The 14035-nt window shown below is 71.7% G+C and carries 13 protein-coding genes and 1 pseudogene; 9 read left to right on the top strand and 5 right to left on the bottom strand.

What is annotated here, in order from left to right; all coding sequences use genetic code 11:
* Positions 1-68 precede the first annotated feature (68 nt).
* The gene (locus tag OG272_RS37080; protein WP_405895546.1) at positions 69-530 is read right to left on the bottom strand and encodes a DUF6299 family protein; all 462 of its coding nucleotides are present in this window, start codon (positions 528-530) and stop codon (positions 69-71) included.
* Between the two features lie 278 nt (positions 531-808).
* Here OG272_RS37080 and OG272_RS37075 point away from each other — a divergent pair, with 278 nt between their 5' ends.
* Entirely contained in the window at positions 809-1012 is a 204-nt protein-coding gene (locus OG272_RS37075) for a DUF5999 family protein (RefSeq protein ID WP_326575903.1), read from the top strand.
* Positions 1013-1028: 16 nt separating this feature from the next.
* Here the strand turns inward: OG272_RS37075 and OG272_RS37070 are convergent, their stop codons facing one another.
* Both OG272_RS37070 and OG272_RS37065 read right to left on the bottom strand, forming a co-directional pair.
* Entirely contained in the window at positions 1029-1427 is a 399-nt protein-coding gene (locus tag OG272_RS37070) for a RidA family protein (protein WP_326575905.1), read from the bottom strand.
* Entirely contained in the window at positions 1424-2611 is a 1188-nt protein-coding gene (locus OG272_RS37065; protein WP_405895545.1) for an acyl-CoA dehydrogenase family protein, read from the bottom strand. The genes OG272_RS37070 and OG272_RS37065 overlap by 4 nt, the downstream gene beginning before the upstream one ends.
* A gap of 145 nt (positions 2612-2756) precedes the next feature.
* Here OG272_RS37065 and OG272_RS37060 point away from each other — a divergent pair, with 145 nt between their 5' ends.
* The 8 genes and pseudogenes from OG272_RS37060 (at position 2757) to OG272_RS37025 (ending at position 10564) form a co-directional block, all read left to right on the top strand.
* Complete coding sequence (locus OG272_RS37060) at positions 2757-4391, top strand: AMP-binding protein (RefSeq protein WP_405895544.1); 1635 nt, start codon at positions 2757-2759, stop codon at positions 4389-4391.
* A gap of 15 nt (positions 4392-4406) precedes the next feature.
* Entirely contained in the window at positions 4407-5255 is an 849-nt protein-coding gene (locus OG272_RS37055; RefSeq protein WP_405895543.1) for a PaaX family transcriptional regulator C-terminal domain-containing protein, read from the top strand.
* 74 nt (positions 5256-5329) lie between these two features.
* Positions 5330-6223, top strand: a complete 894-nt coding sequence (locus OG272_RS37050) for a sulfotransferase (RefSeq protein ID WP_326575913.1) — start codon at positions 5330-5332, stop codon at positions 6221-6223.
* Positions 6220-6630 carry a hypothetical protein gene (locus OG272_RS37045; RefSeq protein WP_326575915.1) on the top strand — a complete coding sequence of 137 codons (411 nt, stop codon included), beginning with the start codon at positions 6220-6222 and terminating at the stop codon, positions 6628-6630. Before OG272_RS37050 ends, OG272_RS37045 begins: the two co-directional genes overlap by 4 nt.
* Entirely contained in the window at positions 6627-7871 is a 1245-nt protein-coding gene (locus OG272_RS37040) for a glycosyltransferase family 4 protein (RefSeq protein WP_327727418.1), read from the top strand. The genes OG272_RS37045 and OG272_RS37040 overlap by 4 nt, the downstream gene beginning before the upstream one ends.
* Positions 7868-8428, top strand: coding sequence for an adenylyl-sulfate kinase (gene cysC / locus OG272_RS37035; protein ID WP_326575919.1), 561 nt, complete (start codon positions 7868-7870; stop codon positions 8426-8428). Before OG272_RS37040 ends, cysC begins: the two co-directional genes overlap by 4 nt.
* Positions 8425-9326 (top strand): annotated as a pseudogene (gene cysD / locus OG272_RS37030) (sulfate adenylyltransferase subunit CysD). The gene cysC and the pseudogene cysD overlap by 4 nt, the downstream one beginning before the upstream one ends.
* 2 nt (positions 9327-9328) lie before the next feature.
* A complete protein-coding gene (locus OG272_RS37025) occupies positions 9329-10564 on the top strand; it encodes a GTP-binding protein (protein ID WP_327727420.1) in 1236 nt (411 codons plus the stop codon).
* Positions 10565-10596: 32 nt separating this feature from the next.
* Here the strand turns inward: OG272_RS37025 and OG272_RS37020 are convergent, their stop codons facing one another.
* Complete coding sequence (locus tag OG272_RS37020) at positions 10597-12987, bottom strand: bifunctional salicylyl-CoA 5-hydroxylase/oxidoreductase (RefSeq protein WP_405895542.1); 2391 nt, start codon at positions 12985-12987, stop codon at positions 10597-10599.
* Between the two features lie 95 nt (positions 12988-13082).
* Positions 13083-13910, bottom strand: coding sequence for an enoyl-CoA hydratase family protein (locus tag OG272_RS37015; RefSeq protein WP_405895541.1), 828 nt, complete (start codon positions 13908-13910; stop codon positions 13083-13085).
* Positions 13911-14035 lie beyond the last annotated feature (125 nt).

Raw genomic sequence — 14035 nt, 5'->3', positions numbered from 1 at the left:
CCGGTGAACCACCCACCACCGGGGCCGCCTTCGCGCTGTCGCGGCCGGGCGGCGCCCGGGCCGACGGCTCAGCCCTCTACGAGGGTGATGTCCTGCTGCCGCACCGCGTGGAACCTGGGCAGGGGCAGACCGCCGCCCGACAGCTCCGTGAGGGTGGCCTCCACCCGGGCCCGGCCGGGCTGGAAGCGGCCCGGATCGGCCTTGTCCGTGTTGGTCCAGGTGTGGTCGGCGCCGTCGCAGACAGCCGATGTCCCGCCGACGCCCTTGCGGACCCCGCTGTCGCCCTGCTGCAGCGAGGACGAGACGAGGACGGGGCCGTTGCCGCCGAGGCAGCGGTACGTGCCGGACAGGGTGAGGGCGCCGTCCTGGGCGACGTGGCCGGTGGGGTCGATGGTCACCGTCTCGAACGGCTCGGTCGTGGCACCGGCGGACGGGGCGGCGCAGAACAGCAGCAGCGCGGCACCGGCGGCGGCGCCGAGGACCCGGGGGACCTGCGAAAAGCCCTGGGACAGGGACAGGGACAGGGACATGGGGATACCTCCTTGGACGAGGTTCCAGAGGTACCGGCCGGGCCGGGGCGCGCCGGTGATCATCACCCCTCCGTCGGCGCGTCGGCTCCGCCGTCCTCACTACCGGAACTATCGGACGCACCCCCGCGCGTCCGGGGTATGTCCGCGTCCTGTCACGGCACGTCCGGGTGCTGTCACGTCTCGCGCGAGGGTGTGGCGATGCGTTCCGGACGCGGGCATGGTCTGGAGTGCGAGGCGGTGAACCGCCGCCGGCACTCACGACGACGTGGAGGTGCGCCATGTGTTCACACCGGCCCCTGTGCCCCTCGATCGACAGCACGGACCGCGACGCCGCGCACATCGTCGCCTTCCACCCCGAGCAGGGCTGGAACCTGCTCTGCAACGGGGCGATCGTCTTCGACGACACCGGTGAACTGCTGCCCGACGGCAGCGTGATCGCCCCGCACCGCCCGGTCTTCGGTGCGCTGGCCGCCGCCGCCTGACACGACCTCCGTTCGGCTACGGCAGGACCGCGAAGCCGTCGAGTTCCACCAGGGCCCGCTCGTCCCAGAGCCGTACCACGCCGACGACCGCCATCGCGGGATAGTCCCGCCCCGCCAACCGCCGCCACACGCGGCCGAGTCGGGGCGCGCGGACGCGGTAGTCGGCGACATCTGTGGCGTAGACGGTGACTCGGGCGAGGTCGGCCGGTGTGCCGCCGGCGGCCTCCAGCGCGGTCAGCAGATTGCCGAGCGCCCGCTCGAACTGCTCCTCCAGCGTCTCCCCCACCACCTTGCCGTCCGCGTCGAGCGCGGTCTGGCCCGCCAGGAACACCACCCGGCTCCCGGTGGCGACCACGGCGTGCGAGAAGCCGGTGGGCGGCGACAGCCCGGCCGGGTTCATCCGCTCGATGCTCATACCGGCCGTCCTTCTCCCGCGGACCCCCGCGCCCCCGCCTCCCGTGTCCCCGCCTCCCGCGCCGACGCCTCCCTCGCGTACAACTCCTTGGCGATGACCGTGCGTTGCACCTCACTCGCCCCTTCGTAGATGCGTGGCGCCCGTACCTCCCGGTAGAGGTGTTCGAGCAGATGGCCGCGCCGCAGTGCCCGTGCCCCGTGCAGTTGTACGGCCGTGTCGACGACGTACTGCGCGGTCTCCGTGGCCAGCAGCTTCGCCATCGCGGCCCGCCGGGGTACGTCCGGGTCACCGGAGTCGTACGCCGCGGCCGCCGCGTAGACCATGAGCCGGGCCGCCTCGGTGCGCATCGCCATCTCGGCGACCTGGTGGGAGACGGCCTGAAGGTCCCGCAACGTGCCGCCGAACGCGTCCCGTCGGGCGGTGTGGGCGAGGGTGGCGTCCAGCGCGGCCTCGGCCATGCCGACCGCGAAGGCGCCGACGCTGGGGCGGAAGAGGTTGAGGGTGGCCATGGCGACGCGGAAGCCTCGGTCGGGTGCGCCGAGGACGTCGTCGGCCGTGACGGGGACCGCGTCGAAGTCGAGGGCGCCGATCGGGTGCGGGGAGAGCATGTCGAGCGGGGTGCCGGTGAGGCCGGGGCGGTCGGCCGGGACCAGGAAGGCGGTCACCCCGCGGGCACCCGCGTCGGGGGTGGTACGGGCGAAGACGGTGTAGAAGTCGGCCTCGGGAGCGTTGGAGATCCAGCACTTCTCCCCGGTGAGCCGCCAGCGGCCGGGGCCGTCGGGTTCCGCCCGCAGGGACAGGGCCGCCGCGTCCGAGCCGGCGCCGGGCTCGCTGAGCGCGAAGGCCGCGACCGCGTCGCCGTCGCTCACCCGGGGGAGCCAGCGGGCGCGCTGGGCCTCGGTGCCGTGGGCGTGCACCGGGTGGGCGCCCAGGCCCTGGAGGGCCAGCGCCGTCTCGGCCTCCGTGCAGACGTACGCCAGTGACTCGCGCATCAGACAGAGGTCGAGCGCGCCCGAGGTGAACAGCCGGGAGAGCAGGCCCAGTCGGCCCAGCTCGGCGACCAGGGGGCGGTTGACGTGGCCGGGCTCGCCCTTGTCGGCCACGGGGCGCAGGCGTTCGGCGGCCAGCGCGCGCAGTTCGGCACGCCGGGCGAGTTGCGCCGGTTCGAGCGAGAATGCGGTCATTGCCCGTCCCTTCTCCCCCAGGGGGCCACTGCCGAGGCTATCGCGAACTGTTGACTGCCGTCACCAAGGCGATACGCTCGCTGTGCGACAGCCCACCACACATGCGAGCCCACTTCGGCAGGGACCACAGCAGGGGGCGAACGTCATGAAATCCAGGGTCACCGCCCACGTCGACACCTTCGTCCGTGACGGTCTCCCGCCGCCGGACCAGTGGCCCGAGCTGTCCTTCGACCTCCCCGAGCTGCGCTATCCGGACCGGCTCAACGCCGCCGCCGAGCTGCTCGACGGCGGCGGTCCCGGCCGGCCCGTCTTCCGTACGCCCGCCGGGGAGATGTGGACGTACGGCGAACTCCGTGCCCGTGTCGACCGGATCGCCCACACCCTCACGTCCACCCTCGGCGTGGTCCCCGGCAACCGGGTCCTGCTGCGGGGGCCCACCACACCCTGGCTGGCCGCGTGCTGGCTGGCGGTGCTCAAGGCGGGGGCGGTCGCGGTGACGGTGCTGGCGCAGCAGCGGCCGCAGGAACTGACGGCGATCTGCGAGCTGGCGCGGGTGTCGCACGCCCTGTGCGACCTACGGCATGTGGACGACCTCGCGAAGGCGGACGTCCCGGGGCTGCGGATCACCACCTTCGGCGGGGACGGTCCCGAGGACCTCCTCGGCCTGCCGACGGCGAACGGGGCGCGGGGGCCGTACACGGCGGTGGAGACGGCGGCCGACGACGTGGCGCTGATCGCCTTCACGTCCGGTACGACCGGACGGCCCAAGGGGTGCGTGCACTTCCACCGGGATCTGCTGGCGATCGCGGACACCTTCTCGAAGCATGTGCTGCGGCCCCGGGCGGACGACGTGTTCGCCGGGTCTCCCCCGCTCGGCTTCACCTTCGGCCTCGGCGGTCTCGTGGTCTTCCCCATGCGGGCCGGCGCCAGCGCCCTGCTGCTCGAACAGGCGGGCCCGAAGCAGCTGCTGCCGGCGGTCGCCGAGCACGGGGTGTCGGTGCTGTTCACCGCGCCGACCGCCTACCGGGCGATGCTGGGCGAGCTCAACGCGTCGGACGGGTCGAACGGGTCGAACGGGTACGACATCTCGTCGCTGCGCCGGTGTGTGTCGGCGGGCGAGAACCTGCCCGAGGCCACCTGGCGGGCCTGGCACGAGCGGACCGGGCTGCGGATCATCAACGGCATCGGCGCGACCGAGCTGCTGCACATCTTCATCTCCGCGGCCGACGACGGCATACGGCCCGGGACGACGGGGGTGCCCGTACCGGGATGGCGGGCGCGGGTGCAGGACGCGGACGGGGTGCCGGTGCCCGACGGGGAGCAGGGGCTGCTCGCCGTGCGCGGTCCGGTGGGGTGCCGCTATCTGGCGGACGAGCGGCAGCGGGAGTACGTACGGGGCGGCTGGAACGTCACAGGGGACACGTACGTCCGCGAGCCGGACGGGTACTTCCGCTATGTCGCGCGCGCCGACGACATGATCATCTCAGCCGGCTACAACATCGCGGGCCCCGAGGTGGAGGAGGCCCTGCTGCGCCATCCGGACGTGGTGGAGACGGCGGTGGTGGGGCGGCCGGACGAGGCGCGTGGCCAGGTCGTCGTCGCCTATGTGGTCGTCGGAGCGGGCGCCGGCCGGGACGGCGACGGGCTGCGGGCGTTCCTCAAGTCGGAGCTGGCGCCGTACAAGTGTCCGCGCGAGATCGTGTTCCTGGACGCGCTGCCACGCACGGCGACCGGCAAACTCCAGCGGTTCCGACTGCGCACCCTAGGTGACCAGCAGTGATGCCGAAGACCTAAAATGATCAACGTGTCCGAACAGCACGCACCACGTTCGCTCATCGTCACCTTCTACGGCGCGTACGGCCGTTCGGTGCCGGGTCCCGTGCCCGTCTCCGAGCTGATCCGGCTGCTCGCCGCGGTCGGTGTCGACGCGCCCTCCGTCCGTTCCTCGGTGTCCCGGCTGAAACGGCGCGGCCTGCTGCTGCCGGCCCGTACGCCGGCGGGGGCGGCCGGGTACGCGCTGTCGCGGGACGCGCGGCAGTTGCTGGAGGACGGTGACCGGCGGATCTACGCGACGGCGCCCGAGCGGGACGAGGGCTGGGTGCTCGCCGTGTTCTCGGTGCCGGAGTCGGAGCGGCAGAAGCGGCATGTGCTGCGCTCCCGGCTGGCCGGACTCGGTTTCGGCACGGCCGCTCCGGGCGTGTGGATCGCACCGGCCCGGCTGTACGAGGAGACCCGGCACACCCTGACCCGGCTGCGGCTCGACCCGTACGTGGACCTGTTCCGGGGCGAGCACCTGGGGTTCGCGGCGACGGCCGAGGCGGTGGCGCGGTGGTGGGACCTGGCCGGGATCGCCAAGCAGCACGAGGCGTTCCTCGACCGGCACGCGCCGGTGCTGCACGACTGGGAGCACCGCGAGGGCACTCCTTCGCAGGAGGCGTACCGCGACTATCTGCTGGCTCTGGACTCCTGGCGCCATCTGCCGTACGTCGACCCCGGGCTGCCCGCGGAGCTGCTGCCGGCGGACTGGCCGGGCGAGCGTTCGGCGGCCGTGTTCCGGGCGCTGCACGCGCGACTGCGGGACGCGGGGGCGGAGTTCGCGGGGGTGGACTCGCAGGAAACTTCAAACGAACTTAAAGATCTGTAACAATTTTTTTCGCTAAGGGAACGCTCAGGGTTCTCCTCCAATCTTCTAAGAATCCTTACTTACCATCCTGACGCATGAGTCTCCTGCGCAACCTGAACCGTGCACTCACCGCCACCACCGGTCTGCAAGTGCGCAAAGCCGCCCCGGTCGCGCCCGCCGTACCCAGGGCCACGGCGCCGAAGCCGGCCGCGAAGAGGCCCACGGCGGTGTACCGATGTCCGGCTCCCGATGACCTGGCCACGGACCGGTTGCTCAGGCAGCCGGTCTTCATCATGTCTCCCGTGCGCTCGGGCTCCACCCTGCTGCGGATGCTCCTGAACGCGCACTCGCGGCTGCACTCCCCGCACGAGCTGCACATACGCCGGCTGGAGGTCGGCTACGGCAGCAAGCTGTCGCAGAAGGCGATGAGCGCCCTCGACCTGGAGCGCGGCGATCTGGAGCATCTGCTGTGGGACCGGGTCATGCACCGCGAACTGGTCAGGTCGGGCAAGGACTTCTTGGTCGAGAAGACCCCGAGCAACGCCTTCGTGTACGAGCGCATCCGGGACTGCTGGCCCGACGCCCGCTTCGTCTTCCTGCTGCGTCACCCGGTCTCCATCGCCCAGTCGTGGCACGAGGGCGACCCCGACAAGCGCGGCTACGACGAGGCCGCCGCCGACGCGCTGCGCTACATGAAGGCCGTCGACCGGGCCCGCGAGGGACTCACGGGTCACACCGTGCGGTACGAGGACATCACCGCCGATCCCGAGAAGGAGATGCGGCGGCTCTGCGACTTCCTCGACCTCGACTTCGAGCCGGCCATGCTCGACTACGGCAGGAAGGACGACGCCCAGGTCGTGAAGGGTCTCGGCGACTGGCGGGACAAGATCAGGACCGGTCAGGTGCAGTCCGGGCGCGCGCTCCCCGCCGAGGACGACATCCCGGAGCTCCTCCAGCCGATGTGCCGGGCCTGGGGCTACGGCAAGTGAAGCCGCACGCCGAGATAACCGAGGTCTGGCCGCGCGACGGGCTCATCAGAGTCGTCGGACGCATCCACGGGGTCCCGGCGGTCGGCACCTGGCAGCTGGTCCTGACCCGCCGCTCCCACGCCGACCCCAGGCTGCGCTACGACGCCGCCGTCAAGGGCGACCGCTTCGCGAGCGAGCTGCCCGTCCGCGACCTCGCCGCCTCCGGCCACGCGCCCGTCGAGGAGTGGGACCTCCACCTCACCGACGGCGAGGTCGAACTGCGCGCCGGAAGGCACCTCGACGACGTGCACGGCAAGAAGAAGATCTTCGTGTATCCGGAGCAGCGCATCGGAGAACTCCGGGTGCGCCCGTACTTCACGATCAAGGACAACCTGTCTCTGGAGTGCCGCACGGGAGGCTCCGCATGACCGACCGCCGCCCGCTCCCCCAGCGCCCCCACGTCCGGTATCTGCTGCTGCACGCGTACGGCCGGGGCGGCACCATCCGAACGGTGATGAACCAGGCCAACTCCCTCGTGGCGGCGGGCTGGACCGTGGAGATCGTCAGCGCGCTGCGCCGCCGCGACACCCTCCAGTTCCCGCTCGACCCCCGGGTGAAGGTCTCCACCGTCGTCGACCTGCGCGAGGGCGCCTACACCCCGCCGTCCGGCCTGGTCGCCCGCTGGCGCGACCGCAGGCGCGGCGAACTGCTGGAGGCTCCCGCCCGGCACATCCCGAAGGGCGAGTTCGGCTACCGCTACTTCAACCGGTACGTCGAGAACCACATCATCGCGTACCTACGGTCGTTGACCGACGGGATCCTCGTCACCACCCGGCCCGCGCTCAACTTCCTGGCCGCCGAGCACGCCACGAGCGGCGTGGTCCGGATCGCCCAGGAGCACATGAACCTCGGCACCCACAAACGGGACGTGCAGCGGCGCATCCAGGAGACGTACCCGCGCTTCGCCGCCGTCGCCGTGCTCACCGAGCGCGACCGCGACGAGTACGCCGAACTCCTGCCCGGGACCCGGGTCGTCCGCATCCCCAACGCCGTGCACTCCCTCGACCAGGTCCCGGCCGACCCGAGGTCGAAGATCGCGGTGGCGGCCGGCCGGCTCTTCCCGCAGAAGGGCTTCGACCTGCTGATCCCGGCCTGGGCGAAGCTCGTCGAGACGTACCCCGACTGGCAACTGAGAATTTACGGCAGCGGCGAGAAGAAGTCGGAACTTCGCCACCTGATCGAAGAACACCATCTCTACAATCACGTGTTCCTCATGGGACACACCGACCGCTTGGACGACGAACTCGCCAAGGCCTCCTTCTACGTGCTCAGTTCACGCTTCGAGGGACTGCCGATGGTGATGATCGAGGCGATGAGCCACGCCCTTCCCGTGGTGAGCTTCGACTGCCCGACCGGCCCCGCCGACGTGCTCACGCACGGCGTGGACGGGCTGCTCGTCGCACCCGAGGACCCCGACGCGCTCGCCGACGCCATGGCCAGGCTGATGGCCGACGAGGTGCTGCGCGCCGACATGGGCGTCGCCGCGGTTCTCACGGCCGCCTCGTACGGCCCGGACTCCGTCCATCACCGCTGGGAGTCCCTCTTCTCCTCCCTCCACGAGCAACGGCACGGCCTCGCCGCCGGCGCCGCGAAAGGAACCCACGCATGACCACCTCGTCCAGGGTGTCCAAGGCCCGGGGAGCCACGGTCTGGCTCACCGGACTGCCGAGCGCGGGCAAGACCACGATCGCCCGTGTCCTGGCCGGCCGGCTGCGGTCCGAGGGGCACCGGGTGGAGGTCCTCGACGGTGACGAGATCCGCCGCTTCCTCTCCGCCGGCCTCGGCTTCTCCCGCGAGGACCGCAACACCAACGTCCAGCGCATCGGTCTGGTCGCCGAGGTCCTCGCCCGCAACGGCGTGCTGGCCGTCGTCCCGGTCATCGCGCCGTACGCCGACAGCCGCGAGGCGGTCCGCAAGCGCCACGACGTGAGCGGCACCCCGTACCTGGAGGTGCATGTCGCCACCCCCGTCGAGGTGTGCAGCGAGCGCGATGTGAAGGGCTTGTACGCCCGTCAGGCCGCCGGCCGGCTCAAGGGCCTGACCGGTGTCGACGACCCGTACGAGCCGCCGGCCGACCCCGCGCTCGTGCTCCCGACGCAACACCAGACGCCCGACGAATCGGCCGCGTCCGTGTACGCGCTGCTGGCGGATCGAGGCCTCGTATGACCGTCCACACCCTGTCCCATCTGGACGCGCTGGAGTCCGAGGCGGTCCACATCTTCCGTGAGGTGGCGGGCGAGTTCGAGCGGCCGGTGATCCTGTTCTCCGGCGGCAAGGACTCCATCGTCATGCTGCACCTGGCACTGAAGGCCTTCGCCCCGGCCGCCATCCCCTTCACGCTGCTGCACGTGGACACCGGCCACAACTTCCCCGAGGTCCTGGAGTACCGCGACCGCACGGTCGCCGAACACGGACTGCGCCTGCACGTGGCCTCCGTGCAGGACTACATCGACCGCGGAGCACTGCGCGAACGCCCCGACGGCACCCGCAACCCCCTGCAGACCGTGCCGCTCACCGAGAAGATCCAGGCGGAGAAGTTCGACGCCGTCTTCGGCGGTGGGCGGCGGGACGAGGAGAAGGCGCGCGCCAAGGAGCGGGTGTTCTCCCTGCGCGACGAGTTCTCCCAGTGGGACCCGCGCCGCCAGCGCCCCGAGCTGTGGAACCTGTACAACGGCCGCCACGCGCCCGGCGAGCACGTCCGCGTCTTCCCGCTCTCCAACTGGACCGAGCTGGACGTCTGGCAGTACATCGCCCGCGAGGGCATCGAACTGCCGCAGATCTACTTCGCCCACCACCGCGAGGTGTTCCAGCGGGCCGGGATGTGGCTGACCGCCGGCGAGTGGGGGGCCCCAAGGACGGCGAGACCGTCGAGAAGCGGCAGGTGCGGTACCGAACGGTCGGGGACATGTCCTGCACGGGCGCGGTGGACTCGGACGCGGTGACGTTGGACCAGGTCATCGCCGAGATCGCGGCCTCCCGGCTGACCGAGCGGGGCGCGACGCGCGCGGACGACAAGATGTCCGAGGCCGCGATGGAAGACCGGAAGCGCGAGGGGTATTTCTAAGCATGAGCACCCCCCTGGCCGAGAAGCCCTCGGCCACCATCGACACACTGCGCTTCGCGACCGCCGGGTCGGTCGACGACGGCAAGTCCACGCTCGTCGGGCGGCTGCTGCACGACTCCAAGTCGGTTCTGGCGGACCAGATGGAGGCGGTGGAGCGGGTGTCCGCCGGCCGTGGGCAGGAGGCGCCGGATCTCGCGCTGCTCACCGACGGGCTGCGGGCCGAGCGGGAGCAGGGCATCACCATCGACGTGGCGTACCGCTACTTCGCGACCCCGCGCCGCCGGTTCATCCTCGCCGACACCCCCGGCCATGTGCAGTACACCCGCAACATGGTGACGGGTGCCTCCACCGCCGAGCTGGCGATCATCCTCGTCGACGCCCGCAACGGTGTGGTCGAGCAGACCCGCCGGCACGCCGCGATCGCCGCGCTGCTGCGGGTGCCGCACGTGGTGCTGGCCGTGAACAAGATGGACCTCGTCGGGTACGAGGAACGCGAGTTCCGGCGGATCGTCGAGGAGTTCACGCGGCACGCCGACGATCTGGGGCTGCCCGCCTTCACCTCGATCCCCGTCTCGGCGCTGGCCGGTGACAACGTCGTCGAGCGGTCCGGGCACATGGACTGGTACGGCGGTCCGGCACTCCTCGCATTCCTGGAGACCGTACCGGTGGGGGCGGAGGCGGCGGACGCTCCGGCGCGCTTCCCCGTGCAGTACGTGATCCGGCACGACGAAGTCCGTCACTACGCGGGGCAGTTGGTGTCGGGGGCGTTGCGGGTGGGTGACCGGGTGACCGTCCATCCGTCCGGTGGGACGTCCGAGATCACGGGGATCGACGTCCTGGGCGAGCCGGCGGAGGTCGCGTACGCGCCGCAGTCGATCAGCGTGCGGCTCGCGGACCAGCGGGACATCTCCCGAGGCGACATGATCACGGCGGGCGTGGCGGACGGCCCGACGCTGACGCAGGACGTCCGGGCGGCCGTCTGCCACCTCGCGGAACGGCCGCTCCGGGTGGGCGACCGCGTGCTGCTCCGGCACACCACCCGAACCGTCAAGGCCGTCGTCAAGGAGCTCGGCGGCCACCGCGAGCTGACCACGAACGACCTGGGCCGGATCGTGCTGCGTACGGCGGAGCCGCTGGCGCTGGACGACTACGCGGTCGCACGGCGGACGGGGTCGTTCATCCTGGTCGACCCGGCCGATGGGGCGACACTGACGGCGGGGATGGCCGACCTGGCGTGACGCGTGGGTGCGCCCTGGTGCCGTCGGCGCCCTCAACCCCCCAACGTCAGGCGGGGTTTGGGGGCGTCCGTGCGGCCCGTGTTGGGGCGGCGGCTGCCGGCTCGGTAGGGGGCGGGCCAGACCACGCCCGGTCCCTCGTAGCCCTGTTCGGCGGCCGCGTGGAGGGTCCAGTGGGGGTCGTACAGGTGGGGGCGGCCGAGGGCGCAGAGGTCTGTGCGGCCCGCCAGGATCAGGGAGTTGACGTCGTCCCAGGAGGAGATGGCACCGACGGCGATGACCGGCACCCCCGCCTCGTGCCGGATCCGGTCCGCGTACGGCGTCTGGTACGAGCGCCCGTACTCGGGGTGTTCGTCGGCGACTACCTGCCCCGTCGAGACGTCGATCGCGTCGGCGCCGTGCGCGGCGAAGGCGCGGGCGATCTCGACGGCGTCCTCGGCGGTCGTGCCGCCGTCGGCCCAGTCGGTCGCCGAGATACGGACAGTCATCGGCCGCTCCTCCGGCCACACAGACCGTACGGCGTCAAAGACTTCGAGGGGGAAGCGGAGCCGGTGGTCGAGGGAACCGCCGTAACGGTCGGTTCGGCGGTTCGTCAGCGGTGAGAGGAAGCCGGAGAGCAAGTAGCCGTGGGCGCAGTGGAGTTCGAGCAGGTCGAAGCCGCAGCGGGCGGCCCGGGTCGCGGCTGAGGTGAACTGCTCGCGTATGTCGGTGAGTTGGGCGCGCGAGACTTCGCGCGGGGTCTGGCCGCCCGGCTTGTAGGGAATCGGGGAGGCCGCCGTCAGGGGCCAGTTGGCCGCGTCCAGCGGCTCGTCGATGCCCTCCCACATCAGCTTGGTCGAGCCCTTGCGACCGGAGTGGCCCAGCTGGACGCCGATGGCCGTGCCCGGCGCCCGCTCGTGCACGAACGTCACCGTGCGGCGCCAGGCGTCGGCCTGCCGGGAGTTCCAGAGCCCGGCGCAGCCCGGGGTGATGCGCCCCTCGGGGCTCACGCACACCATCTCCGTCATCACGAGCCCGGCGCCGCCGAGAGCGCGGGAGCCCAGATGGACGAGGTGGAAGTCGCCGGGGACACCGTCGGTCGCCGAGTACATGTCCATCGGGGACACGACGACACGGTTGCGCAGCGTCAGGCCGCGCAGCCGGAACGGGGTGAACATCGGGGGCGTTCCCGGTGGGCAGCCGAACTCCCGCTCCACCGCGCCGGTGAAGTGGGCGTCGCGGAGGCGGAGGTTGTCGTGGGTGACGCGGCGGCTGCGGGTGAGCAGGTTGAAGGCGAACTGCCGGGACGGCTGGGCGAGATGGAGCCCGATGTTCTCGAACCACTCCAGGCTGGCCCGCGCCGCGCGCTGCGTCGAGGCGACGACGGGGCGCCGTTCCTCCTCGTACGCCGTCAACGCCCTTACCAGGTCCGGCTGTTCCTCCAGACAGGCCGCCAGCGCCAGCGCGTCCTCGACGGCCAGCTTCGTACCCGAGCCGATGGAGAAGTGCGCGGTGTGCGCGGCATCGCCGAGCAGTACCAGATTGCCGTGCGACCAGCGCTCGTTGACGATCGTGCGGAAGGTCGTCCAGGTGGAGTTGTTGGAGCGCAGGGGCCGTCCGCCGAGCGCGTCCGCGAAGAGTTTCGCGCAGCGCTCGACGGACTCCCGCTCGTCCGTCCGGTCCAGCCCGGCGGCCCGCCACACCTCCTCGCGCATCTCCACGATGACGGTGGACGCACCGAATTGGTCCTGCGGCCCGGAGGGCCTCGTTGAGGGGCGGTGGTCGGGTGACGGGCGGGCGTAGGGGTAGCCGTGCAGCTGCATCACGCCGTGCTCGGTCTCGGCGATCTCGAACCGGAAGGCCTCGAAGGCGAAGTCGGCGGCGAGCCAGATGTAGCGGCAGCGGTGGGTCTCGACAGCCGGCCGGAACACCTCCGCGTACGCCTCGCGGGTCGCGCTGTGCACGCCGTCCGCCGCTATGACCAGGTCGTACGCCTCGCAGAGCCAGGCGGGGTACGGGGCCTCCGTGCCGAAGCGGAGTTCCACGCCGAGGGCGCGGCAGCGGTCGTGCAGGATCTGGAGGAGGCGGCGGCGGCCGAGGGCGGCGAAGCCGTGTCCTCCGGAGGTGTGGCGGGTGTTGCGGTGGACGATGTCGATGTCGTCCCAGCGGGTGAAGTGCGCTTGCAGCGCCTCGTGGACGACCGGGTCGGCGTGTTCTATGCCGCCCAGGGTTTCGTCGGAGAGGACGACGCCGAAGCCGAAGGTGTCGTCGGGGGCGTTGCGTTCCCAGACGGTTATCTCGCGGGACGGGTCGAGGCGTTTGAGGAGGGCGGCGGCGTAGAGGCCGCCGGGGCCGCCGCCGATGATCGCGATGCGGTGGGGGTGGCTGGGCTGCGTTGGCGGCTGCGGGTTGGCTGTGGCTGGTCGCGCCCCGCGGCGGAGCCGCATATCGACACTGCCCCGCGCCCCTGGGTCGGCTGCCCCTGGGGTCGGAATGACAGGCGAGGTCGCTACAGGCGAGGTCGGTACAGGTGAGGTCGGCGTCATCGGCCCTGCCATTTCGGGGGGCGCTTCTCCGTGAACGCCGCGTGGAACTCGGCGTAGTCCTCGCCGTTCATCAGCAGGGCCTGGGTGGCCGCGTCCAGCTCCACGGCTGCCGCCAGCGGCATGTCCAGTTCCGCGGTCAGCAGGGCCTTCGTCTGGGCGTACGCCAGCGCCGGGCCCTCGGCCAGGCGGCGGGCCAGCACCCCGGCGGCCTCGTCGGCGCCGCCCTCGTCGGTGAGCTGGCTGATGAGGCCGATGCGTTCGGCCTCGGGGGCGCGGACGGGTTCGCCGAGCATCAGGAGGCGGGTGGCGTGGCCGAGGCCGACGACGCGGGGCAGGAGGTAGGCGGCGCCCATGTCGCCGCCGGAGAGGCCGACGCGGGTGAAGAGGAAGGAGAAGCGGACCGTGGGGTCGGCCACCCGGAAATCGGCGGCCAGGGCGAGGACCGCGCCGGCGCCCGCCGCCACGCCGTGCACGGCGGCGATCACCGGGAAGGGGCACTCGCGTACGGCCCGGACGACCTGCCCGGTCATCCGGTTGAAGTCGAGCAGCTGGGCGGTGTCCATGGCGAGGGTGGCGCCGATGATCTCGTCGACGTCGCCGCCGGAGCAGAAGCCGCGGCCGTCGCCGGCCAGCACCAGGGCCCGTACTGATCTCTCCCGGGAGAGTTCGGCGAGCAGGTCGCGCAGGTCGGCGTAGGCGCCGAAGGTGAGGGCGTTGAGCTTCTCGGGGCGGGCGAGGGTGACGGTGGCGACACCGTCGGCGATCTCGCACCGCAGATGCCGCCAGTCGGAGGTGCGGGCGGCGGAGCCGGTGAAGGGACTCATGACGGGCGGCCTCCTCGGGGGCTACCGCGGCGCTGCGGCTACTTCCCTACCCCATCGAAGCTATCACCGTTATCTGACTGTCGTCACGAGTGCGCGATAGGCGAGTCGGCAGTCGTGGTCGCCGC

The organism is Streptomyces sp. NBC_00104, from assembly GCF_045160825.1.
In the GTDB taxonomy this organism is placed as follows: domain Bacteria; phylum Actinomycetota; class Actinomycetes; order Streptomycetales; family Streptomycetaceae; genus Streptomyces.
Note: the sequence above shows the minus strand (reverse complement) of the source record. Positions and strands in the feature narration are given on the sequence as shown.

Excerpts from the sequence above, each read along its gene's own strand:
- OG272_RS37065 (WP_405895545.1), bottom strand. The coding sequence starts at position 2,611 with ATGACCGCATTCTCGCTCGAACCGGCGCAACTCGCCCGGCGTGCCGAA.
- OG272_RS37050 (WP_326575913.1), top strand. The coding sequence starts at position 5,330 with ATGAGTCTCCTGCGCAACCTGAACCGTGCACTCACCGCCACCACCGGT.
- cysC (WP_326575919.1), top strand. The coding sequence starts at position 7,868 with ATGACCACCTCGTCCAGGGTGTCCAAGGCCCGGGGAGCCACGGTCTGG.
- OG272_RS37080 (WP_405895546.1), bottom strand. The coding sequence starts at position 530 with ATGTCCCTGTCCCTGTCCCTGTCCCAGGGCTTTTCGCAGGTCCCCCGG.
- OG272_RS37055 (WP_405895543.1), top strand. The coding sequence starts at position 4,407 with ATGATCAACGTGTCCGAACAGCACGCACCACGTTCGCTCATCGTCACC.
- OG272_RS37025 (WP_327727420.1), top strand. The coding sequence starts at position 9,329 with ATGAGCACCCCCCTGGCCGAGAAGCCCTCGGCCACCATCGACACACTG.
- OG272_RS37020 (WP_405895542.1), bottom strand. The coding sequence starts at position 12,987 with ATGCGGCTCCGCCGCGGGGCGCGACCAGCCACAGCCAACCCGCAGCCG.
- OG272_RS37015 (WP_405895541.1), bottom strand. The coding sequence starts at position 13,910 with ATGAGTCCCTTCACCGGCTCCGCCGCCCGCACCTCCGACTGGCGGCAT.
- OG272_RS37060 (WP_405895544.1), top strand. The coding sequence starts at position 2,757 with ATGAAATCCAGGGTCACCGCCCACGTCGACACCTTCGTCCGTGACGGT.
- OG272_RS37070 (WP_326575905.1), bottom strand. The coding sequence starts at position 1,427 with ATGAGCATCGAGCGGATGAACCCGGCCGGGCTGTCGCCGCCCACCGGC.
- OG272_RS37075 (WP_326575903.1), top strand. The coding sequence starts at position 809 with ATGTGTTCACACCGGCCCCTGTGCCCCTCGATCGACAGCACGGACCGC.
- OG272_RS37040 (WP_327727418.1), top strand. The coding sequence starts at position 6,627 with ATGACCGACCGCCGCCCGCTCCCCCAGCGCCCCCACGTCCGGTATCTG.